The sequence below is a fragment of the Aeromonas sp. SrichE-2G genome (genome assembly GCF_017939565.1).
GTDB lineage: Bacteria > Pseudomonadota > Gammaproteobacteria > Enterobacterales > Aeromonadaceae > Aeromonas > Aeromonas taiwanensis.
In genome coordinates, this window is the sequence record NZ_JAGKRG010000053.1 from 357,050 (window position 1) to 378,013 (window position 20,964).

A 20,964-nucleotide genomic window follows, 5' to 3' on the forward strand; every position below is an offset into this window, starting at 1 on the left:
CAGTGGCAGGCCCCACCTAGCCGTTAACGTATCAAGGCGAGCCCCTCGCCAGTTTATTCAAAGTATTTGGAGATTCGTCAAATGGGTAAAATCATCGGTATTGACCTGGGTACTACCAACTCCTGCGTCGCTATTCTGGATGGCGACCATGCTCGCGTGATCGAGAACGCAGAAGGCGACCGTACTACTCCGTCCATCATTGCCTATGCCGATGACGGCGAAATCCTGGTTGGTCAGCCGGCCAAGCGTCAGGCCATCACCAACCCGAAGAACACCCTGTTCGCCATCAAGCGTCTGATCGGCCGTCGTTTCGAAGATGACGAAGTACAGCGTGACCTGAAAATCATGCCGTATGCCATCGCCAAGGCCGACAACGGTGACGCCTGGGTCGAGGTGAAAGGCAAGAAAATGGCACCGCCGCAGATCTCTGCCGAAGTGCTGAAAAAGATGAAGAAGACCGCCGAAGACTACCTGGGCGAGCCGGTCACCGAAGCCGTCATCACAGTACCGGCCTACTTCAACGACGCCCAGCGTCAGGCCACCAAGGATGCCGGTCGCATCGCCGGTCTGGATGTAAAACGCATCATCAACGAACCGACTGCCGCGGCTTTCGCCTACGGCGTGAACAAGGTCAAGGGCGAGCGCAAGGTTGCCGTCTATGACCTGGGCGGTGGTACCTTCGATATCTCCATCATCGAGATCGACGAAGTCGAAGGCGAGACCACCTTCGAAGTACTGGCGACCAACGGTAACACCCACCTGGGTGGTGAAGACTTCGACAACCGCGTCATCAACTACCTGGTTGACGAGTTCAAGCGCGAGCAGGGCATCGACCTGCGCAACGACCAGCTGGCCCTGCAGCGTCTGAAAGATGCCGCCGAGAAGGCCAAGATCGAGCTCTCCTCCGCCCAGCAGACCGACGTCAACCTGCCGTACATCACTGCAGATGCCACCGGTCCGAAGCACATGAACATCAAGGTGACCCGCGCCAAGCTGGAATCCCTGGTGGAAGACATGGTGAAAGACTCCCTGGAGCCGGTTCGCGTCGCCCTGAAAGACTCCGGTCTGGCGGTTGGCGAGATCGACGACGTCATCCTGGTGGGTGGTCAGACCCGTATGCCGCTGGTGCAGAAGACCGTGGCCGACTTCTTCGGCAAAGAGCCGCGCAAGGACGTCAACCCGGACGAAGCCGTGGCCATGGGTGCTGCCATCCAGGGTGCCGTACTGTCCGGTGACAAGACCGACGTACTGCTGCTGGACGTGACTCCGCTCTCCCTGGGTATCGAGACCATGGGCAGCGTGATGACCGCGCTCATCGAGAAGAACACCACCATTCCGACCAAGAAGTCCCAGGTGTTCTCCACCGCCGAAGACAACCAGTCTGCCGTGACCATTCACGTGCTGCAGGGTGAGCGCAAGCGTGCCAGCGACAACAAGTCCCTGGGCCAGTTCAACCTGGAAGGCATCCGCCCGGCACCGCGCGGTCTGCCGCAGATCGAAGTGACTTTCGACATCGACGCCAACGGCATCCTGCACGTCTCCGCGAAAGACAAGGAGACCAACAAGGAGCAGAAGATCACCATCCAGGCCTCTTCCGGTCTGTCCGATGACGAGATCGAGCGCATGGTTCGCGAAGCCGAAGCCAACGCGGCCGAGGACAAGAAGTTCGAAGAGCTGGTGCAGGCCCGCAACCAGGCTGACGGTCTGGTCCACTCCGTGCGCAAGCAGATCACCGAAGCCGGTGAAGCCCTGCCTGCCGACGAGAAGACCAAGATCGAGACTGCCCTGAGCGAGCTGGAAACTGCCATCAAGGGTGACGACAAGGCCGCCATCGAAGCCAAGCAGCAGGCGCTGCTGGAAGCGTCCCAGAAGCTGATGGAGATTGCCCAGCAGCAGGCTCAGGCACAAGGCGCCGCCGGTGCTGATGCCGGTCAGTCCTCTTCTTCCGCCAAGGCCGACGACGACGTGGTCGACGCCGAGTTCGAAGAAGTGAAAGACGACAAGAAATAAGCCCGACCCGGATGGGCGAGGTTCGCCTCGCCCATCGGCTCAGAATCTGTTCACGGTCTGTCGCGAGAGGCCGTCAGCAAGGTAAAGAGCAGCGCAGGAACCTGAGCGTATAGATATACGTGAGGATTCAGAGCTGCACATGAGCCTTGATCACGGCTTCGTAGTAAGAGTGTGAGCAGATTCGTCAATGAATTTACGGGCGTTGGGTAACCAACGCCCGTCTGCATAACTGCTGATATAGCAACAGGATGAGTATGTCGAAGCGCGATTTCTACGAAGTGCTCGGGGTATCGAAAGGTGCCGACGAGCGCGAGATCAAGAAGGCGTACAAGCGTCTGGCCATGAAGTATCACCCGGATCGCAATCAGGGTGATGCCGCGGCCGAAGAGAAGTTCAAAGAGGTCAAGGAAGCCTACGAGGTCCTGACCGACGAGAACCTGCGGGCCCGTTACGACCAGTACGGTCATGCCGGGGTGGATCCGAGCCAGGGTGGCGGCCACGGCGGCTTTGGCGGTGGTGCCGACTTCGGCGACATCTTCGGCGACGTGTTTGGCGACATCTTCGGTGGTCGCGGGGGCGGTCGTCGCGGCCCGGCCCGTGGCTCTGACCTTCGCTACAACATGGAGCTGACCCTGGAAGAGGCGGTGCGCGGGGTCTCCAAGGAGATCAAGATACCGACCCAGGTTCACTGCGAAGTGTGCAACGGCTCCGGCGCCCATACCGGAAGCCAGGCCCAGACCTGCCCCACCTGCCACGGCTCCGGCCAGGTGCAGATGCGTCAGGGCTTCTTCGCGGTGCAGCAGCCCTGCCCGCACTGCCACGGTCGCGGCAAGATCATCAAGGATCCGTGCCGCAAGTGCCACGGCGAGGGTCGCTACCAGAAGACCAAGACCCTGTCGGTCAAGATCCCGGCTGGCGTCGACACCGGGGATCGCATCCGTCTCTCCGGCGAAGGGGAAGCGGGGGAGGCCGGCGCACCGGCCGGGGATCTCTACGTACAGGTCCACGTGCGCGAGCACGAGATCTTCGTGCGTGACGGCAACGATCTCTACTGCGAGGTGCCCATCAGCTTCACCACGGCGGCCCTGGGTGGCGAGATCGAAGTGCCAACCCTGGATGGCCGGGTCAAGCTCAAGGTTACCCCGGAGACCCAGACCGGCAAGCTGTTCCGCCTGCGGGGCAAGGGCGTCAAGTCCGTGCGCTCCGGCCAGGTGGGGGATCTGATGTGCAAGGTGGTGATCGAGACCCCGGTCAAGCTGACCGAGACCCAGAAAGATCTGCTGCGCCAGCTGGACGACTCCTTCAGCGGCGCCGCCGCCAAGACCCACAAGCCGAAATCCGAAGGCTTCTTCGAAGGGGTGAAACGCTTCTTCGACGATCTGACCAAATAAGCGCGACTCGCGTGACCCAAGCCGGCCTCTATGGCCGGCTTTTTTTCTGCCCGGGATCCGGCCCTATTGAGTGGATCCTGATGAGGGATCTTCCTCACAACTTCCACCTCTTCCTGCTGTGCAAATGTTATCCCGCTCACAGTTGGCTGAAACGGTTTAGCTGGCATATTGAGTTAGCTAAAGCGGTTTAGCTATCCTCAGCCCGTCGATAACAACAGCGCCCGGACGGGCGACACATGACAGGTGAGGAAGATGACGATGCACAAGAGCAAGTTGGCGCTGGCCGTGGCGCTGGGATTGGGGATGAGCAGCCCGCTGTGGGCGGCGGATGGTGGTATCGAGGCCCGCCTGGCGGCGCTGGAGGCGCGGGTGCAGGCGGCCGAGGCGCGCGCCACTGCGGCGGAAGCGCGGGCAGATGAGGCCGAGAGCAAGGCGAGCGAGGCCCACGAGACCGCCGCCGTGGCCAAGGCCCAGAGCGAGAAGGTGGACAAGCAGACCGCCGCAGCCCAGGGCTTCGAGTTCCACGGCTATGCCCGCTCGGGCCTCCTGGTAAACGGCAATGGCAACGGGGGCCGCGGTGGCCCTTACATCACCCCGGCCGGTTCGGTGGGCGGGGCCGTGGGGCGCCTTGGCAACGAGGACGACACCTACATGGAGGCCAACCTGCTGAAGACCCAGACTTTCGACGATGGCAGCTGGGCCCGCTACAAGCTGATGCTGGCGGACGGGGTGGAGACCAGCAACGACTGGACCGCCAGCGATTCCAGCCTCAACACCCGCCAGGTGTTTGCCGAAATCGGCGATCTGGCGAGCTTCAGCGGCCCCTTCCAGCACTCGGTGCTCTGGGCGGGCAAGCGCTTTGACCGGGACAACTTCGACATCCACTGGCTCGACTCGGACGTGGTCTTCCTCGCCGGCACCGGCGGCGGTGTCTACGACGTGCAGCTCGCCGACAGCTGGAAGGCGAACTTCTCCCTCTACGGGCGCGACTACGGCGACATCAGCGCGAGCGGCCTCTCGGACATCGAGAGCTACATCCTCACCATGAACAACCGCGTCGGCAACTGGCAGTGGATGCTGAACGGCCTCTCCGCCAAGGACAACGAGACGCGCATCAACGACGGCGGCGCCGGCAGCGAGGCGGCGAACAAGGGGGCCCACACCCTGCTGGCCTACCACGCGGACAGCTTCTTTGGCATCAACCCCGGCTTCTCCAAGGCAGCCGTGCTCTATGGCCATGGCCTCGGGGCCGAGCTCAAGGGGCTGGGCTCCGACAGCGAGCTGCTGCCGGATGCCGATGCGGTGCGAGTGGCCGTCTTTGGTGCCACGGATCTCAGCCCGCGCTGGCGTGTCGCCCCGGCCCTGCTGGCGGAGCAGAGCCAGGATCGCTACGTGAAGGGGGACGAGTACAGCTGGGTGACCCTCAATGGCCGGCTGGCCCAGGTGCTGAGCCAGAACGTCGAGCTGGTCTACGAGGCCACCTGGCAGTACATGGATCTCGATCCCAAGGGCTACAAGGGGCGCCAGGCGGTGAGCGGCGACTTCACCAAGCTCACCTTCGCCCCGACCTTCAAGGCGCAGACCGCCGGCTTCTTCGAGCGGCCCGAGCTTCGCGTGTTCGCCACCTGGATGGACTGGTCCTCCGAGCTCGACAACTACGCCAGCACCGATGCCATGGGCCAGAACGACTTCACCGCCGGGGGCGAGTGGAACTTTGGCGTGCAGATGGAAACCTGGTTCTAGTTCGTTATCCCGATCACAAAAATGGCAGCCGGCGTCGGGATCTGTTGGTTGGCTAAAACGGTTTAGCTGATAATGCGGACCAAGAGATCAGGGCCCGGCTCTGGCAAATCCTGTGCAGCAGTGGAGTAGCAAGGTGACGAATCGTGTGTGGGTAATGGGGGATGCGGTGGTGGACTTGATCCCGGAAGGGGAGGTGCACTACCTCAAGTGTCCCGGCGGCGCGCCGGCCAACGTGGCGGTCGGGGTGGCGCGGCTCGGCGGGGAGTCGGCCTTCATCGGCCGGGTCGGCGCGGATCCCTTCGGCCGCTTCATGGCCGACACCCTGGCAAGGGAAGGCGTCGACATCCGTCACCTGACCCTGGATCCGGCCCATCGCACCAGCACAGTGCTGGTGGAGCTCGATGAGGCAGGGGAGCGCAGCTTCACCTTCATGGTGAGGCCCAGCGCGGATCAGTTTCTGAGCCCCGCCGATCTGCCGGTCTTCCAGGCCGGGCAGTGGCTGCTGACCTGCTCCATCGCGCTCGCCAACGAGCCGGTACGCAGCAGTTGCCTGCAAGCCATGGCGACCATCCGGGCGGTCGGGGGACGGGTCTGCTTCGACCCCAACCTGAGGCCCGAGGTGTGGGGCAACCCCGCCGAGATGCTGCCCGTGGTGCGCGAGGCCATCGCCCTCGCGGACGTGGTCAAGCTCTCGGTGGAGGAGTTGCAACTGCTGAGCGGTCTGGACGATCTGGCGGTCGGGCTCGCCACCATCACGGGACCCGCCCTGGTGCTGGTGACCCGGGGGGCGGCCGGCGTGGTGGCCCGCCTCGGGGGCGAACTGCTGGAGTGGGTGGGGCCCAAAGTGGTACCCATCGACACCACGGGAGCGGGGGATGCCTTTGTCGCCGGTCTGCTGGCGGCCCTTGCCAGGGGGGAGGGGGTGCCCGCCTTCAGCGAGCTGCCCGCCATCCTGGCCCAGGCCCATGGCTGCGGGGCACTCGCCACCACCGCCAAGGGGGCCATGACGGCACTGCCCACCCGCACCCGGCTGGATGAATTTTTGCGATCGGGCGCAAGCGGCTGTTGATCCGCGGCTAGAGCCGCAGGGCGACAGACCCTACTCTCATGTGACAAGGGCCCGCCGACGGCGGGCCATAAGAGGAAGAATATGAATATCAGTGCGATAGCCAAGGATCTGGTGCCCCTGCTCGGGGGCAAGGAGAACATCGTCAGCGCCGCCCACTGCGCCACCCGGCTGCGGCTGGTGCTGGCGGACGACAGCAAGGTGAACAAGGCCGCCATCGACAAGCTGGACGGGGTCAAAGGGTGCTTCAGCAACGCCGGCCAGATCCAGGTGATCTTCGGCACCGGCCTGGTCAACAAGGTCTATGCGGAGTTCGTGGCCCTGACCGGCACCGGTACCGCCAGCAAGGCAGAGCTGACCGACCTGGCGACGGCCAAGCTCAACGTGGCCCAGCGTCTGGCGCGGACCCTCTCCAACATCTTTGTGCCGATCATCCCGGCCATCGTCGCGTCCGGCCTGCTGATGGGGCTGCTCGGCATGGTGCGCACCTATGGCTGGGTCAACGCCGACAGCGCCCTGTTCGTCATGCTGGACATGTTCAGCTCGGCGGCCTTCATCATACTGCCGATCCTCATCGGTTTTACCGCGGCGCGGGAGTTTGGCGGCAACCCCTATCTGGGGGCGACGCTGGGGGGCATCCTCACTCACCCGGCCCTGACCAACGCCTGGGGCGTGGCGGGGGGCTTCAAGACCATGGACTTCTTCGGGCTGGATGTGGCCATGATCGGCTACCAGGGTACCGTCTTCCCGGTGCTGTTGGCGGTCTGGTTCATGTCCCACCTGGAGAAGCAGCTGAGAAAGCGCATCCCCGATGCTCTGGATCTCATCCTCACCCCCTTCCTCACCGTCATCCTCACCGGCTTCGTGGCGCTGCTCTTTATCGGCCCGGCAGGTCGGGTATTGGGGGATGGCATCTCCTTCGGTCTGAGCGCCCTCTACGAGCAGGCGGGCTGGCTGGCGGGCCTGGTGTTTGGCGGGACTTATTCGCTGATCGTCATCACCGGCATTCACCACAGCTTCCACGCCATCGAGGCGGGCCTGCTGGCCAACCCGGCCATCGGCGTCAACTTCCTGCTCCCCATCTGGGCCATGGCCAACGTGGCGCAGGGCGGGGCTTGTCTCGCGGTCTACTTCAAGACCCGTGACGTGAAGATCAAGGCCATCACGGTGCCGGCGGCCATGTCCTGCCTGCTCGGCATCACCGAGGCGGCGATCTTCGGGGTCAACCTGCGCTACATCAAGCCCTTCCTGGCCGGTCTGTTCGGCGGGGCCTGCGGCGGCGCCTACGTGGTGGCGGCCAAGGTGGGCATGACGGCGGTGGGTCTGACCGGCATTCCGGGCATGGCCATCGTCCAGCCCATGAGCCTCATCCACTACGTCATCGGTCTGGTGATCGCCTTTGGCGCCGCCTTCGCCGCCTCCTACCTGCTCAAGTACAAGGTGGAGTGATGAAAGAGAGCCATCTCCTCAACCAGGTTGTCCGGTCCCTGCTGGCCGGACAGCTCAAGGCGGCGGCCGATCCCCATCGGCCCCGCTGGCACCTGGCAGCCCCGGTGGGGCTGCTCAACGATCCCAACGGCTTCATCGAGCACGGCGGGCGCTATCACCTCTTCTACCAGTGGAACCCGCTCGGCTGCGAGCACCGCAACAAGGGCTGGGGTCACGTCACCTCCAGCGATCTGCTGCACTGGCAGCACGAGCCGGTGGCGCTTCTGCCCACCGAGGTCTACGAGAGCCATGGCTGCTATTCGGGCTCGGCGGTGAGCGACGAGCAGGGGCGCCTGACTCTCATCTACACGGGCAACGTCAAATACCCGGACGGCAGCCGCACCGCCTACCAGTGTCTGGCCCGTGACGATGGCAAGGGGGGCTTCGAGAAGCTCGGACCCGTGCTGGCGCTGCCCGAAGGCTACAGCGGCCACGTGCGCGACCCCAAGGTGTGGCACGATGGCCGGCAGTGGCTCATGGTGCTGGGAGCCCGCACTCTGGATGACAAGGGTGAAGTGCTGCTCTATCGCGGCGATACCCTGGATGGCTGGACGCTGGTCGGTCCCATCGCCGGCAGCGGGCACGGGGGGCTCGGGGAGTTTGGCTATATGTGGGAGTGCCCGGACCTCTTCCCCCTGGGGGATCGCCATGTGCTGATCAGCTGCCCGCAGGGGATTGCCCCACAGGGAGAGGATTATCGCAACCTCTACCAGTGCGGCTGGCTGGCGGGCCACTTCGACGGCGCTCAGTTTGCGCACGGGGCCTTCCACGAGCTGGACCGGGGCTTCGAGTTCTACGCGCCCCAGACCACCCGGGACAGCCAGGGGCGCCGCCTGCTGTTCGCCTGGCTGGGGCTGCCTGAAGAGAACGAGATGAGCCAGCCTACCGTCGGGCACGGCTGGATCCACCAGATGAGCTGCCCGCGGGAGCTCGTCTGGCAGGATGAGTGGCTCTGCCAGCGGCCGGTGGCAGAGCTGGACGCCCTGAAAGGAGAGCAAACCCGCTTCGTGGGGGCGCCGGGCGAGCTCCCAGCCCTGGCCATCGACGCGGCCTGGCTGGACCTGGCCTTGAGCGGGGAGGGGCTCCTCGGGTTCGGGGCCGTGGCCGAGCTGGTGTGGCAGCCGGGGCGCCTCATCCTGCGTCGCCAGAACTGGCAGAGCGGGGAGTGGGAGGAGCGAAGCGCCCCCTGGCTTGGGGGCAAGATCACCGTCTTGTGCGATCGCTCCAGCCTGGAGTGCTTCGTGGACGGCGGTCGCCAGACCCTGTCTACCCGCTACTTCCCCGGTGAAAATCCAGTACTTTCCGCACGTTGTGACGGTGATGACAGCAAAATTTGCCTCGATCACTGGCCGCTGGCGGCCTGCCTTGTACAATAGCCCGGTGTCAGTTTGCCGGGAGGTCAGGTGGAGAAGAAGAAACGGATCACGATTGCCCAGATAGCCACGCTCGCGGGGGTCTCCAAGGCCACCGCCAGCCTGGTGCTCAACGGCAAGAGTGCGGAGTACCGCATCGCCGACGATACCCGCAAGCGGATCCAGGCGGTGGCGGACGAGTGTCACTACCAGCCGAGCATCCATGCCCGCTCCCTGCGGGCGGCGCGCAGCTACACCTGGGGGCTGGTGATCCCCGACCTCACCAACTTCGGCTTTGCCAGCACTGCTCGCGCCCTCGAAGCCCACTGCCGGGAGGCGGGGATCCAGCTGCTCATCGCCTGCTCCGAGGATGACCCCACTCTGGAGCAGCGGGTGGTGGACAACCTCATCAGCCGCCAGGTGGACGGCCTCATCGTTGCCTCCAGCGGCCACAGCGACGACATCTATGCCCGCATCCACGACCGCCTGCCGGTGGTGCAGCTCGACCGCCACATCGGCGAGTCGCGCCTGCCCATGGTGATCTCGGACGCCTGCAAGGCCACCGCCGAGCTGGTGCAGGACATGGCGGCCGGCTGCGGGGAGGAGATCTACTACTTCGGCGGCCTGCTGGATCTCTCCCCGAGCCGCCACCGGCTGGCGGGCTACGAGCTGGGGCTGCATCGCGCCGGGCTGGAGGCCACATCAGACCGGGTCCGTCACCGGGACTACCAGCCAAGCTCCGGCTATCAGCTGATGGCCGAGCTGGTGGACGAGCTCGGGGCGCCCCCCCGAGGGCTCTTCACCGCCTCCTTCACTCTGCTCGAGGGGGTGCTGCGCTACCTCAACGAGGCGGGGTTGATGGAAACGGGGATGCGGCTGTGCACCTTCGACGATCACGACCTGCTCGACTGCATCCCCATGCGCATCGACTCCGTGGCCCAGGATTGCCCGGCCCTGGCCCGGGCCACCTTCGAGCTGATGCAAAAGCTTATTGCGGGCAATGCCCCCGCCCAGACCGCCCAGGTCATTCCCCCCAGGGTGCGCTGGCGCAGTCGCCGTTGACCCTGAAGATGAAAAAAGCCCCGCCAGTGCGGGGCTTTTTGTCGTGGGGCGAGGGCTCGCCTCAATCCGTGGTGCTGGCGCGCCAGAAGATCTGCTTGATGCGGGGATGCTCCCCCAGCCGCTTCATCAGGGCGTCCAGCTCGTCGCCATCGATGGAGGTGGCCAGCAGCACCGCCGAGATCTCCAGATCCTGCTCCCCGAACGGCTCGATATCGAGCTCGCTCAGGGGGTAGTTGGCCTGCTCCAGCATCTGCTCCAGCCAGGGCAGCACCTCCTTTTGGTGGGTGCGGCGGATGAGGGCCGTGACGCGGTAGGTCACCTCGGTGTCGGTATTGTCCACCGGGTGGCGGTTGATCTGGTTCACCAGGGGGCGCAGCAGGGTGTTGGCCGCCAGCACGAAGAGGGCGCCGAGCACGGCCTCCAGGGCAAAGCCGGCACCGCTGGCGGCCCCCACCGCCGCCACGCCCCAGAGGGTGGCGGCGGTGTTGATGCCGCGGATGTTGCCGGATTCGCGCATGATGACGCCGGCGCCGAGAAAACCGATGCCGGAGACGATGTAGGCCACCACGTGGACCACGCCGTAGCTGCCGCCGTGCAGGTCATAGATGCGCTGGGCCAGGTTGACGAACAGGGCCGCCCCCACGGCGACCAGGACGTTGGTGCGAAGGCCGGCGGTGCGCTGGCGATACTGGCGCTCCAGACCGACCAGGCTGCCGAGCACGAAGGCGAGCAGCAGGCTGGCCAGGGTGTCGAGCAGGGCGAGAAAATCGAGTTGTTGCCACATTCTCATGGGGTTCTCCTTCTAAAGGTGCTGGCGCGACGCTGCCCATCTGGGTGACGAGACGGGGCGATGAGGCATCGAGAGCGCAGCGCCGGCGTGGGATGAATGCAAACGAGGGACCGTGCCCGGAAAACGGGCACGGAACGAACGGGTGTGGCCTAGGTGCCCCGGGAGGGCAGTCAGTGCCGGGCGGGCGGGTCGCTGTCCGGGCGCAGCTCCCAGCGCACGGGGCGAGTGGCCCCGACCTGGTGGACGAACTGCACCAGATAGCGGCGCTGGGGCGGGGTGCAGTGCAGACTGAGCATCAGCTCCCGCACGCCGCTGCGACCGGGTCGCATGGATTGCGCGGGGTGCAGCCCGGCCGGGTGCAGGGTGCTGCTCACCAGATCCAGCACCTGCTCCATGTCGGCCCGATCCTCGCAACGGACCTGTAGCCGGTAGTGGTGCTGTTGCCGCTTGCCGCGCAGCCAGAGCGGCAACAGGCCGCGCCCCAGTCTGCTCAGCAGGGAAGGGGATTCGCCAGCAAGATAGTTGTTTGGAATCAAACGCATAGTAGCCTCCTTTTGGGAAACAGAAACTATGCAGGCAAGGTGTCCGGCCGGGGCTGGTCACCTGACGTCAAGTGTAAAGAGAAGGGAGACGGTTCCGCTTCTCGCTGGGGTGGCGAGTCGCGGCAGGGAAGAGCCTGCGGCTAGCTCGCGACCGGGGTGCCGACAAGGTTCGGCGTGCATCTGTCACTTGATGAGTTGCCCACTGATGGTCTCCGCCAGGGATGAAAGAGGCGACATGGTAGCCGATGAGACGGTCGGGGTAAACCCTGGGGCACCGATAGCAACATATTGAAACATAATAAAAAAGAGATAGCGGCGCCGGCGAGGACGCCTCATTCCCCCGTCTTGGCGGGCCGCCCGGGCGGCCCGCACACCCGGTGCAGAAGGCATTTCTCACCCGTTTTGCGTGGAGGCTGCCCGTGTCTCCCATGGGTGTCTCGTGAGGCGGTGGCGAGGTGCCATTCGCCATTTAATTAGATATTGCTAATTTAGTGTTTATTTATACAATGAGGTAAATATCAGGAGTTGCTAATTTAAATCATGACCCCCCTCGACGAGATGAACCGGCACGTCGCCGCGGCCGCCGATCTGCTCAAGGCGCTGGCTCACCCCGAGCGCCTGAGGGTGCTCTGTCAGCTGGTGGAGGGGGAGAAGAGAGTCGGGGAGCTGCTGGCGAACAGCCAGCTCGGCCAGTCTGCCTTCTCCCAGCAGTTGTCGGTATTGAAGCGTTGCGGGCTGATTCGTTCGCGCAAGGTCTCCCAGCAGATCTTCTACTCGCTGGTAAGCGAGGCGGCCGTCGATGTGCTGGCGGCGCTGCAAACCCATTTTTGTCACTCAGATGAGGAAACACGATGATGGAAAGCCAATGGCTGCTCTCTCTCGGAGGAGGCATGCTGGCGGGGCTCTCGGCCCTGATCTTGATGCTGTTCAACGGCAAGGTGGCCGGGATCAGCGGCATCCTGGCGGGGGCCCTGCAACACAGAACCCCCTGGCAGGTACTCTTCCTGCTAGGTCTGGGTCTGGGGGCCTGGCTGGCACTGAATGCCGGCTGGGCCAGCATGCCTGCGTTCAGCACCCTGCCGGGCTGGCCGCTGGTGCTGGTGGCCGGACTGCTGGTGGGCATAGGCACCCGCCTTGGCAATGGCTGCACCAGCGGTCACGGCATCTGCGGCATGGGCCGCCTCTCGGTGCGCTCCATCGTGGCCACCCTCACCTTCATGGCGGCCGGCGTGCTCACCGTCCTCGTCACTCACCATCTGTTGTAAGGGGTTGATCGTCATGGCATTGATGACAAGTTTGCTGGCGGGTCTGCTGTTTGGTCTGGGTCTGGCCATCTCCGGCATGATAGATCCCGCCCGGGTCACCGGCTTTCTCGACGTGGCGGGGGCCTGGGATCCCAGCCTCGCCTTTGTGATGGGGGGGGCCCTGGCCGTCTTCATGCCGGGCTACTTCCTGCTGGTGAAACCCCGCCGCCAGAGCCTGCTGGGGGAACCCATGGCCAGGGTGCCGGCCCCCGTGCTGGATCGCCGTCTCATCGGTGGCGCCGCCCTGTTTGGCATCGGCTGGGGCCTGGTGGGGATCTGTCCAGGGCCAGCCCTGAGCCTCATCTCCAGCGGGCAGCCCATGATACTGCTGTTCATCGGGGCCATGGTGGCCGGGATCCTGCTGGTGGACCGGGGCTGGAACAAGAGGCAGGAGCAGGCTCGCAAGCCCGGTAACGCCTGACCCCCCTCATCCCGAAGGTCCCGTGTTCAACGGGCTGGCCATTTCCCTCATCTTCGGGATCCCGGTCTCGACCCTGTTGACCCTGGTGGTGATACCCTTGCTCTATTACGCCCTGCTCGCGCGCCGGGGCTGACGGTGCGCCCCGGATGGGGAAGAGAGCCATGAGAAAACTGTGGTGGGGAGGCGGGGCCGCCGTGCTGGCAGCCCTTGCCCTGGCCTGGTGGCTGCGCCCGGTGGCGACGCCCCTCCCGCTGGTGAGCGTGGATCGCGGCGAGGTGCGCGTCACCGTCGTCAACACCCGGGCCGGCACCATCAAGTCGTGCCGCCGCTCTGGCCTGAGTCTGCCGGGCGGCGGCGTGGTGAGCGAGCTCGCGGTGCGGGCGGGGGACAGGGTCAAGCAGGGGCAGAAGTTGCTGCGCCTGTGGAGCGGGGATCTCGAGGCCGAGCTCGCCCGCACCCAGGCCCAGGCCATCCTGGGGCGTACCGAGCGCGAGCGCAGCTGCACCGAGGCCGAGTTCTACCGGCGCGAGGCGGCGCGCCTGGCCATTCTGCTGGCCAGGAACCTCACCTCGCGCACCCTGGCCGAGCAGGCCCAGAACCTGGCAGACAGCCGCCGTCTCGCCTGTGAGGCCGCGAGCGATCAGCTGGGGGTGGATGCCGCCCAGGTGGCGCAGGTCGAGGCGCGCCTGACCGAGCGCACCCTGCTCGCCCCCTTCGACGGGGTGGTGGCCGAGGTCAACAGCAAGCTCGGCGAATACATGACCCCCTCGCCCCCCGGGGTTGCCATGCCCCCCGTCATCGATCTCATCGACGATACCTGCCTCTACGTCTCCGCCCCCATCGACGAGGTGGACGCCGCCCGCCTGCGCCTCGGCCAGCCGGCCCGGGTGCTGCTCGACGCCATGCCAGGGCGCGAGCTGGCGGCCAGGATCACCCGCATCGCCCCCTACGTGAAGGAGCTCGAGAAGCAGGCCCGCACCGTGGAAGTGGAGGCGGCCCTCGAGGAGTTGCCCGGCGACGCCCCCCTGCTGGTGGGCTACAGCGCCGATCTCGAGGTGACCACGGGGCGCGCCGCCAGGACCCTGCGCATCCCCGCCAGCGCCCGGGCCGAGGATGGCAGCGTGCTACGTCTGGAGGGGGATCGCCTGGTGCGCCTCACCCCGAGCTGGGGGCTCGAGAGCTGGAACTGGGTTGAGGTGACCTCGGGGCTCGCCGAGGGGGACAGGCTCGCCGCCCAGCCCGCCCTCATTCAGGGGGAGGGGCCCTACCGCCCCGAGGACGCCCATGAGTGAGCTCATCCGCCTCGAGGGGGTAGGCCGGCGCTTCCATCTGGGGGGGAGCGAGGTGCTGGCCCTGGACGGCGTGAGCCTCGCCATCGAGGCGGGGGAGTACCTGGCGGTGATGGGGCCCTCGGGCTCGGGCAAGTCGACCCTGCTCAACGTGCTGGGGCTGCTGGACAGGCCCGACGAGGGGGAGTACTGGCTCGAGGGGGCGCGCACCGCCCGCCTGGCGGAGCCCGAGCTCGCCCGCCTGCGCGGCCAGGCCATCGGCTTCGTGTTCCAGTCGTTTCACCTGGTGCCGCGCCTCACTGCCTTCGAGAACGTGGCCCTGCCCCTGATGCTGGCCGGGATGGCCCCCGCCGAGCGCACGACCCGGGTGGCGGCCCTGCTCGCCGAGCTCGGGCTCTCCACGCGCGCCGACCACAGGCCCGCCGAGCTCTCCGGCGGCCAGCGCCAGCGGGTGGCCATCGCCCGCGCCATGGTGACCCAGCCGCGCCTGCTGCTCGCCGACGAGCCCACCGGCAACCTGGATTCCCGCTCAGGGGAGGAGGTGATCGCCCTGCTCGAGCGCCTCAACCGGGAGCGCGGGGTGACCCTGGTGGTGGTGACCCATGACGAGCGGATCGGGGCGCGGGCGGGGCGGCGCATCCGCATGAACGACGGCAGGCTGGAGCCCCCATGCTAGGGCGCGACGCCGTTGCCTTCGCCGCCACCGCTCTGCTGCGCCATCGCGGTCGGGCCCTGACCCTGATCGCGGCGGTGAGCCTGAGCGTCGCCTCCGTGCTGCTGCTCACGGCCCTGGGGGAGGGGGCGCGGCGCTACGTGGCGGCGGAGTTTGCCAGCCTCGGCAAGGACTTGCTGGTGATGTTTCCCGGCCGCAAGGAGACCCGGGGTGGCCTGCCGCCCCTGACCGGCAACAGCCTGCGGGACATCACTCTGGAGGACGTGGACTTTCTCGCCCGGCGCGAACCGGCACTTCGCCTGGTGCCTCTGGTACTCGGCACTGCCGAGGTGGCCGCCAGCGGGCGGCTGCGCAGCGCCATGGTGCTCGGCACCCGCAACGGGCTGCGCGAGACCCACGGCCTGACCCTTACTTCCGGCCGCTGGCTTCCGGCGGGCAGCCCGCCGGTCATCCTGCTCGGGGCCACGCTGTCCCGCGAGCTGCTCGGCGAGCGGGATCCGGTGGGGCAGTGGGTGCGCCTCGACGGGCGCCGCTACCGGGTGGTGGGGCGCTTCACCAGCCAGAGCAGCAACCTCGGCATGGATCTCGCCGAGACCGCCCTGATCCCGGTCGAGCGGGCCCTCACCCAGTTCAACACCGAGGGGCTGTTTCGCCTGGTGATCCAGCCCCTGGCCGGTCAGGGGCTGGACGCGCTGACGGCGCGCCTCGAGCGGCTGATGCAGGCGCGTCACGGCACCCTGGACGTCACCCTGGTGCGGCGCGACGCCATGCTGGCGGCTTTTTCCTCCATCCTCGCTACCCTGACCCTGGCGGTCGCCGGCATCGGGGCCATCAGCCTGCTGGTGTCGGGCATCATGATGATGAACCTGGCCCTCATCAGCACCCGCCAGCGCACCGGCGAGATAGGCCTGCTCAAGGCGCTGGGGGCCGACGGCGCCACCATACGCCGGCTGTTTCTGTGGGAGGCGCTGCTGCTCGCCGGGGGCGGCGGCCTGCTCGGGGTGGCGTTCGGTTACCTGTTGGTGGGGCTGGGTGGCGTGCTCTGGCCCGCCTTCCCCCTGGCGGTGCCCTGGCAGGCGCCCCTGATAAGCCTGCCGGCGGCGATCGCGGTGGGGCTCTTCTTCAGCTGGCTGCCGGCCAGCCGGGCGGCGCGTCAGGAGCCGGTCGGCAGCCTGCGCAGCGGCCAGTGGGGGGCATGATGCGCGCCGGGGATCTCATGGCCTGGCTGTGGCGCGCCCTCGGGGCCGCCGGCAGCCGCAGCCTGCTCTCGGCGCTCGGCATCGCCATCGGCATCGCCGCCGTCACCCTGCTCACCGGCATCGGCGAGGGGCTGCGCCTCTACCTGCAGGGGAGCTTCGCCCAGTTCGGCACCCGGCTGGTGGCGGTCACCCCGGGCAAGACCCAGACCGGCGGTGGTCCCCCGGGCCTGCTCTCGAGCAGCCGCCCCCTGCTGTTGCTGGACGCCGAGGCCCTGGCACGCCTGCCCGGGGTGGAGTCGGTGCTGCCTGTGGTGCAGGGGCAGGGGGAGGTGCGCGCCGGCGGGCTCAGCCGCAGCACCGCCATCCTGGGTACCGGCTCGGCGGCGCTGGCCGGCTGGCGCCTGACCCTGGCCGAGGGGCGCTTCCTGCCGACCGAGGAGGGGGCCATGCCACGCGCCCTGACGGTGCTGGGGGCCAAGGTGGCGGCCGAGCTGTTCCCCCGCGGCGGCGCGCCGGGGAGCCTGATCCGGGCGGGCGATCGGCGCTTTCGGGTGGTGGGGGTGCTGGCCCCCAAGGGGCAGTTCCTCGGCTTCGATCTCGACGACATGATCTATGTGCCGGCGGCCCACGCCCAGGCCCTGTTCAACCGGGAAGGGCTGCAGGAGATCGATCTCGTCTACGGGGCCGGGGAGGCGGAGTCCGTGGTGCTGGAGCGGGTGCGACGCCTGCTCACCGCCCGCCACGGGGCGGAGGATTTCACCCTGCTCTCCCAGCAGGAGATGCTGGCGAGCCTCGACAAGATACTGGCGATGGTGAAGCTCGCCATCGGCGGGCTCGGGGTGGTGTCGCTGCTCATCGGGGCGGTCGGCATCTTCAGCATCATGAGCATCAGCCAGCAGGAGCGGGTTCCCGAGATTGGCCTGCTGATGGCCCTCGGCAGCCCGCGCCGGCAAATTCTCACCCTGTTTTTGCTCGAGGCCATGGTGCTGGCCCTGGCGGGGGGCCTGCTCGGGCTCCTGCTGCTGCTGGGGGCCAGCCTGCTGACCGGCTGGCTGCTGCCGGCCCTGCCGTTGGCGCTGCACCCCCTCTATCTGCTGCTGGCGCTGGCGGGTAGCGCCCTGGTGGGGCTGCTCGCCGGGGTGGCGCCGGCCCTCAGGGCGGTGCGCCTCGACCCCGTGGTGGCCCTTCGCGGCGACTAGGCCCGGGGGGCGGGGTTCGCCGATCCGCCCCCAGGTGGTATGGTTGTCATCCGTTTCCTGTTTCCCGTTGTCTGTTTCACTAGAAGGTCCCGCCATGTCCTCCCTGCGCCTGCTGCTCTCCGACTCCCACGATCCCCTGTTCAACCTCGCGGTGGAGGAGTGCATCTTCCGCCAGATGGACCCCGCCCAGCGGGTGCTGTTTCTGTGGCGCAACGCCAACACCGTGGTGATAGGCCGGGCCCAGAACCCCTGGAAGGAGTGCAACACCCGCCGCATGGAGGAGGATGGCGTGACCCTGGCCCGGCGCAGCAGCGGGGGCGGCGCCGTGTTCCACGATCTTGGCAACAGCTGTTTCACCTTCATGGCGGGCAAGCCCGGCTATGACAAGAGCGTCTCCACCGCCATCGTGCTGGATGCACTCAAGCGGCTCGGGGTGAGCGCCTTTGCCTCCGGGCGCAACGACCTGCTGGTGGCCACCCCGGACGGAGATCGCAAGGTCTCTGGTTCGGCCTACCGGGAGACCCAGGATCGCGGCTTCCACCACGGCACCCTGCTGCTGGACGCAGACCTCGGCCGCCTCGCCCACTACCTCAATCCCGACCCCAAGAAGCTGGCGGCCAAGGGGATCACCTCGGTACGCAGCCGGGTGACGAACCTCGGCGAACTGCTGCCGGGCGTCGATCACCCACGGGTGGTCCAGGCTCTGTGCGAGGCCTTCTTCGCCCACCATGGCGACAGGGTTGCCCCCGAGCATATCTCCCCCGAGCGGATGCCCGACTTGCCCGGCTTTGCCGAGACCTTCGCCCGCCAGCGCAGCTGGGAGTGGAATTTCGGCCACGCCCCCGCCTTCAGCCATCAGCTGGACGAACGCTTCCCCTGGGGCGGGGTGGAGCTGTACTTCGACGTGGAGAAGGGGGTGATAGGGCGGGCGCAGATCTTCAGTGACAGTCTGGATCCGGCCCCGCTGGATGCCCTGGCCGAGCGGCTGCCCGGGGTCGCCTACCGGGCCGACGCCATCGACGCCCTGCTGCAAGGGTGGCGGGCCGATTTCCCGGCCCAGCAGGACGAGCTGCTGGCGTTCTCCGACTGGTTGCTGGGGGCGCTGCGCTGACCTTGTCGGCGTGAGCGGGATCACAAGACGAAGACAGGGGTCGTTCGGGCATGATTGCCGCAGGCCCCGTCACGACTCAGACATGACAAAAAGTAGGGGAGACCATTAGATATTGTCGCTGTTGATAGCGGGGTCACTGGAGTATAAAAACCGCACTTTTGCCGTACGAATGGTATAAAAATGAGTGACTTGGTCTATCTGAAAGACGACGGCGTCAACGCCGTCTCCCCCGAATTCGCCGCCCGCTTCGCCACCGTCAAGGCCCACTTTTTCTCCCGTAACCCGGATCTCTGGCCGGTGTTTCGCGAGCCCGGTTTTGCCACCCTCAACGAGTTTCGCGCCCGGGGCCTGGCCCCTGATGCGCGCCTGAATGCCTGGCCGGACGGCCGCGCCCGCCTCGCCGATCTGTGCGAGACCATGCCGGTGCCGGCAGCCATGCGCACCCCGGGGGAGCCCATGGCTGAACTGCTGTTTGCCGGCGCCCTCTCCAAGGACTGGGAGAACCCCTCCAGCGTCGAGAACGTCATCACCATGTCGGCGGATCCCGCCATCTACGGCGCCCAGATGGGCATTCTGGCCAACCCCAATCTGGTCTATTCGGAATACGCCGGGGTGGCCGAGGAGCTGGAGAGGAAGGTGGTGCGCCAGATTGCCCTGCTGGCGGGTTACGATCCGGTCCGTGCCACCGGCATCTTCACCCAGGGGGGGACCTTCTGTAACCTCTACGGCTACCTGCTCGGCATTCGCAAGAGCCTGCCGGAAGCCAAGCACAAGGGGCTCGGCCACTATCAGGACTACCGCATCATCAACTCCCAGGGCGGCCACTACTCCAACATCACCAACCTCTCCCTGCTCGGAGTGGACATCGAGAACAAGACCATCCGCATCCAGGTCGGGGAGAACAACGACATCGATCTCGCGGATCTCGAGCGCACCCTGACCGCCTGTTTTGCCTTGAAGCACGTGGTGCCCACCATCATGCTCACCATGGGTACCACCGACACCTTCGGGGTGGATCAGGTCAAACCCGTGGTGGACCTGCGGGATCGCCTGTGCGAGCGCTTCGAGGTGGCGGTCAAGCCCCACATCCACGTGGACGCCGCCATCGGCTGGTCGATGATCTTCTTCCTGGATTACGACTTCGTCGCCAACCCGCTGGCCATCAACGCCGCGACCCTGGCCGGCATCGAGCGCAACGTGGCGCGCTTTGCCGAGCTCAAATACGCCGATTCGTTCACCGTCGACTTCCAGAAGTGGGGCTATGTGCCCTACACCTCCAGCCTGGTGATGATCAAGGAGCAGAACGACCTCAAGGCGATGGAGAACGATCCGGAGAACTTCTCCTACTTCGAGCGCGACATCCAGGGCCACACCCACCTGCAGTCCACCATAGAGTGCTCCCGCGGGGCGAGCGGCCTGTTCGGTGCCTACGCGGCCCTCAACTACCTGGGGGTCGAGGGGTATCGCACCGTGCTGGCCCACTGCCTGCAAAACGCCAACTACTTCCGCTTCCGTCTGAGCCAGCTCGGCAACGTCAAGCTGGTGGCCCAGGAGAACCAGGGGCCGAGCGTGGGCTTCAAGATCTACAACCCGGAGTGGGTGCAGGATCCGGAGGCCGAGTTCGCCTTCGAGCTGGCCCGCAGTCCCGACCCCGCCTACAAGGCGCGGCTGGCACGCAACACCGAATACCACCGCAGCCTCTTCACCGGGCGCGGCAAGGTGGGGCTCTTCACCAACTGGGTGGAGGCGGTGGCCCGCTCCGATTACGACGCGCGGGGCCGTTACTCCTACATCGCCGGGGAGAAGGCGGTATTCATGAACCCGGCCTGCAGCCGCGAGCAGATCGACGCCTTTATCGATCACATTCGCGGCTGAGGATCGGCCCGGCGCTGACAAGCAGACAGCAAAACGGCGGGTTCAACCCGCCGTTTTTTTACTGCCCTTGTGAGTAGTTACTGCTTCTGCAGCTTCGTCACCGTGAGCTTTCCAGCCGGACTTTCGGCGTGGAAGCTCACCGCATCCCCGACCTTGAACCCTTCCAGCAGGGCGGGATCGGCCACCTGGAAGACCATGGTCATGGGGGGCATCTTGAGGTTCTCGATGGCCTCGTGCTTGATGCCTACCTTGCCGTTTTGCGCGTCGATACGGCTGATGACCCCCTTGGTCATCACCCTCTCCTCCATGCCCTCCATCTGGCCCATCTCCCCCATCTGGCTCATGTCGTGCCCTTCGTGGTTCATCATCTCCTCGGCCTGCAGGCCGGTGTGGGTGGCGAGGCCCAATAGCAGGGTCAGCGTCAGCGTCTTGTAGTTCATGATGGTTTC

The 20,964-nt window shown here is 66.3% G+C and carries 19 protein-coding genes; 16 read left to right on the top strand and 3 right to left on the bottom strand.

Annotated elements, in window-relative coordinates; genetic code table 11:
• The first annotated feature begins 81 nt into the window (after nt 1-81).
• From dnaK to J9885_RS18080, 7 genes are all read left to right on the top strand, one after another.
• Nucleotides 82-2,010 carry a molecular chaperone DnaK gene (dnaK, locus tag J9885_RS18050; RefSeq protein WP_210550273.1) on the top strand — a complete coding sequence of 643 codons (1,929 nt, stop codon included), beginning with the start codon at nt 82-84 and terminating at the stop codon, nt 2,008-2,010.
• 254 nt (nt 2,011-2,264) lie between these two features.
• Nucleotides 2,265-3,401: a molecular chaperone DnaJ gene (gene dnaJ / locus J9885_RS18055; RefSeq protein ID WP_043759160.1), complete on the top strand. Its 1,137-nt coding sequence runs from the start codon at nt 2,265-2,267 to the stop codon at nt 3,399-3,401.
• Between the two features lie 252 nt (nt 3,402-3,653).
• Nucleotides 3,654-5,144 carry a carbohydrate porin gene (locus J9885_RS18060; RefSeq protein WP_029314045.1) on the top strand — a complete coding sequence of 497 codons (1,491 nt, stop codon included), beginning with the start codon at nt 3,654-3,656 and terminating at the stop codon, nt 5,142-5,144.
• A gap of 112 nt (nt 5,145-5,256) precedes the next feature.
• Entirely contained in the window at nt 5,257-6,213 is a 957-nt protein-coding gene (locus tag J9885_RS18065) for an aminoimidazole riboside kinase (protein ID WP_210550274.1), read from the top strand.
• 81 nt (nt 6,214-6,294) lie between these two features.
• A complete protein-coding gene (locus J9885_RS18070) occupies nt 6,295-7,659 on the top strand; it encodes a sucrose-specific PTS transporter subunit IIBC (protein ID WP_210550275.1) in 1,365 nt (454 codons plus the stop codon).
• Complete coding sequence (locus J9885_RS18075; protein ID WP_210550276.1) at nt 7,659-9,074, top strand: sucrose-6-phosphate hydrolase; 1,416 nt, start codon at nt 7,659-7,661, stop codon at nt 9,072-9,074. The genes J9885_RS18070 and J9885_RS18075 overlap by 1 nt, the downstream gene beginning before the upstream one ends.
• Before the next feature lie 27 nt (nt 9,075-9,101).
• Entirely contained in the window at nt 9,102-10,112 is a 1,011-nt protein-coding gene (locus J9885_RS18080) for a LacI family DNA-binding transcriptional regulator (protein ID WP_210550277.1), read from the top strand.
• A gap of 61 nt (nt 10,113-10,173) precedes the next feature.
• On the opposite strand, the gene J9885_RS18085 is transcribed toward J9885_RS18080, so the two are convergent.
• Both J9885_RS18085 and J9885_RS18090 read right to left on the bottom strand, forming a co-directional pair.
• Nucleotides 10,174-10,902: an MgtC/SapB family protein gene (locus J9885_RS18085; RefSeq protein WP_029314049.1), complete on the bottom strand. Its 729-nt coding sequence runs from the start codon at nt 10,900-10,902 to the stop codon at nt 10,174-10,176.
• 170 nt (nt 10,903-11,072) lie between these two features.
• Nucleotides 11,073-11,444 carry a hypothetical protein gene (locus tag J9885_RS18090; RefSeq protein ID WP_210550278.1) on the bottom strand — a complete coding sequence of 124 codons (372 nt, stop codon included), beginning with the start codon at nt 11,442-11,444 and terminating at the stop codon, nt 11,073-11,075.
• A 540-nt stretch (nt 11,445-11,984) separates the two neighbouring features.
• On the opposite strand from J9885_RS18090, the gene J9885_RS18095 reads away from it, so the two are divergent.
• The 9 genes from J9885_RS18095 to J9885_RS18135 all read left to right on the top strand — a co-directional run bounded on the left by J9885_RS18095 (nt 11,985) and on the right by J9885_RS18135 (nt 20,515).
• Nucleotides 11,985-12,299 carry a metalloregulator ArsR/SmtB family transcription factor gene (locus tag J9885_RS18095; protein WP_210550279.1) on the top strand — a complete coding sequence of 105 codons (315 nt, stop codon included), beginning with the start codon at nt 11,985-11,987 and terminating at the stop codon, nt 12,297-12,299.
• The gene (locus J9885_RS18100) at nt 12,296-12,709 is read left to right on the top strand and encodes a YeeE/YedE family protein (protein WP_041201475.1); all 414 of its coding nucleotides are present in this window, start codon (nt 12,296-12,298) and stop codon (nt 12,707-12,709) included. The genes J9885_RS18095 and J9885_RS18100 overlap by 4 nt, the downstream gene beginning before the upstream one ends.
• 13 nt (nt 12,710-12,722) lie before the next feature.
• Nucleotides 12,723-13,169, top strand: coding sequence for a YeeE/YedE family protein (locus tag J9885_RS18105; RefSeq protein ID WP_167576618.1), 447 nt, complete (start codon nt 12,723-12,725; stop codon nt 13,167-13,169).
• Between the two features lie 161 nt (nt 13,170-13,330).
• The gene (locus J9885_RS18110) at nt 13,331-14,461 is read left to right on the top strand and encodes an efflux RND transporter periplasmic adaptor subunit (protein ID WP_210550280.1); all 1,131 of its coding nucleotides are present in this window, start codon (nt 13,331-13,333) and stop codon (nt 14,459-14,461) included.
• Nucleotides 14,454-15,134 carry an ABC transporter ATP-binding protein gene (locus J9885_RS18115; RefSeq protein WP_210550281.1) on the top strand — a complete coding sequence of 227 codons (681 nt, stop codon included), beginning with the start codon at nt 14,454-14,456 and terminating at the stop codon, nt 15,132-15,134. The genes J9885_RS18110 and J9885_RS18115 overlap by 8 nt, the downstream gene beginning before the upstream one ends.
• Entirely contained in the window at nt 15,128-16,330 is a 1,203-nt protein-coding gene (locus tag J9885_RS18120; protein ID WP_210550282.1) for an ABC transporter permease, read from the top strand. Before J9885_RS18115 ends, J9885_RS18120 begins: the two co-directional genes overlap by 7 nt.
• Nucleotides 16,331-16,347: 17 nt before the next feature.
• Nucleotides 16,348-17,529, top strand: coding sequence for an ABC transporter permease (locus J9885_RS18125; protein WP_246877006.1), 1,182 nt, complete (start codon nt 16,348-16,350; stop codon nt 17,527-17,529).
• A gap of 94 nt (nt 17,530-17,623) precedes the next feature.
• Nucleotides 17,624-18,640 (top strand): lipoate--protein ligase A, encoded by a 1,017-nt coding sequence (locus J9885_RS18130; protein ID WP_210550283.1) that lies wholly within the window; start codon nt 17,624-17,626, stop codon nt 18,638-18,640.
• Between the two features lie 180 nt (nt 18,641-18,820).
• Nucleotides 18,821-20,515, top strand: a complete 1,695-nt coding sequence (locus tag J9885_RS18135) for a pyridoxal-dependent decarboxylase (RefSeq protein WP_210550284.1) — start codon at nt 18,821-18,823, stop codon at nt 20,513-20,515.
• 77 nt (nt 20,516-20,592) lie between these two features.
• Here the strand turns inward: J9885_RS18135 and J9885_RS18140 are convergent, their stop codons facing one another.
• Nucleotides 20,593-20,955: a copper-binding protein gene (locus J9885_RS18140; RefSeq protein WP_210550285.1), complete on the bottom strand. Its 363-nt coding sequence runs from the start codon at nt 20,953-20,955 to the stop codon at nt 20,593-20,595.
• Nucleotides 20,956-20,964: the final 9 nt, after the last annotated feature.

What these genes read in the sequence shown, in the direction of transcription:
- J9885_RS18110 (WP_210550280.1), top strand. Translation starts at nt 13,331, where the DNA reads ATGAGAAAACTGTGGTGGGGAGGCGGGGCCGCCGTGCTGGCAGCCCTT.
- J9885_RS18090 (WP_210550278.1), bottom strand. Translation starts at nt 11,444, where the DNA reads ATGCGTTTGATTCCAAACAACTATCTTGCTGGCGAATCCCCTTCCCTG.
- J9885_RS18060 (WP_029314045.1), top strand. Translation starts at nt 3,654, where the DNA reads ATGACGATGCACAAGAGCAAGTTGGCGCTGGCCGTGGCGCTGGGATTG.
- J9885_RS18075 (WP_210550276.1), top strand. Translation starts at nt 7,659, where the DNA reads ATGAAAGAGAGCCATCTCCTCAACCAGGTTGTCCGGTCCCTGCTGGCC.
- J9885_RS18140 (WP_210550285.1), bottom strand. Translation starts at nt 20,955, where the DNA reads ATGAACTACAAGACGCTGACGCTGACCCTGCTATTGGGCCTCGCCACC.
- J9885_RS18130 (WP_210550283.1), top strand. Translation starts at nt 17,624, where the DNA reads ATGTCCTCCCTGCGCCTGCTGCTCTCCGACTCCCACGATCCCCTGTTC.
- J9885_RS18070 (WP_210550275.1), top strand. Translation starts at nt 6,295, where the DNA reads ATGAATATCAGTGCGATAGCCAAGGATCTGGTGCCCCTGCTCGGGGGC.
- dnaK (WP_210550273.1), top strand. Translation starts at nt 82, where the DNA reads ATGGGTAAAATCATCGGTATTGACCTGGGTACTACCAACTCCTGCGTC.
- J9885_RS18115 (WP_210550281.1), top strand. Translation starts at nt 14,454, where the DNA reads ATGAGTGAGCTCATCCGCCTCGAGGGGGTAGGCCGGCGCTTCCATCTG.
- J9885_RS18125 (WP_246877006.1), top strand. Translation starts at nt 16,348, where the DNA reads ATGGCCTGGCTGTGGCGCGCCCTCGGGGCCGCCGGCAGCCGCAGCCTG.
- dnaJ (WP_043759160.1), top strand. Translation starts at nt 2,265, where the DNA reads ATGTCGAAGCGCGATTTCTACGAAGTGCTCGGGGTATCGAAAGGTGCC.
- J9885_RS18120 (WP_210550282.1), top strand. Translation starts at nt 15,128, where the DNA reads ATGCTAGGGCGCGACGCCGTTGCCTTCGCCGCCACCGCTCTGCTGCGC.
- J9885_RS18135 (WP_210550284.1), top strand. Translation starts at nt 18,821, where the DNA reads ATGAGTGACTTGGTCTATCTGAAAGACGACGGCGTCAACGCCGTCTCC.
- J9885_RS18085 (WP_029314049.1), bottom strand. Translation starts at nt 10,902, where the DNA reads ATGAGAATGTGGCAACAACTCGATTTTCTCGCCCTGCTCGACACCCTG.
- J9885_RS18100 (WP_041201475.1), top strand. Translation starts at nt 12,296, where the DNA reads ATGATGGAAAGCCAATGGCTGCTCTCTCTCGGAGGAGGCATGCTGGCG.
- J9885_RS18095 (WP_210550279.1), top strand. Translation starts at nt 11,985, where the DNA reads ATGACCCCCCTCGACGAGATGAACCGGCACGTCGCCGCGGCCGCCGAT.
- J9885_RS18105 (WP_167576618.1), top strand. Translation starts at nt 12,723, where the DNA reads ATGGCATTGATGACAAGTTTGCTGGCGGGTCTGCTGTTTGGTCTGGGT.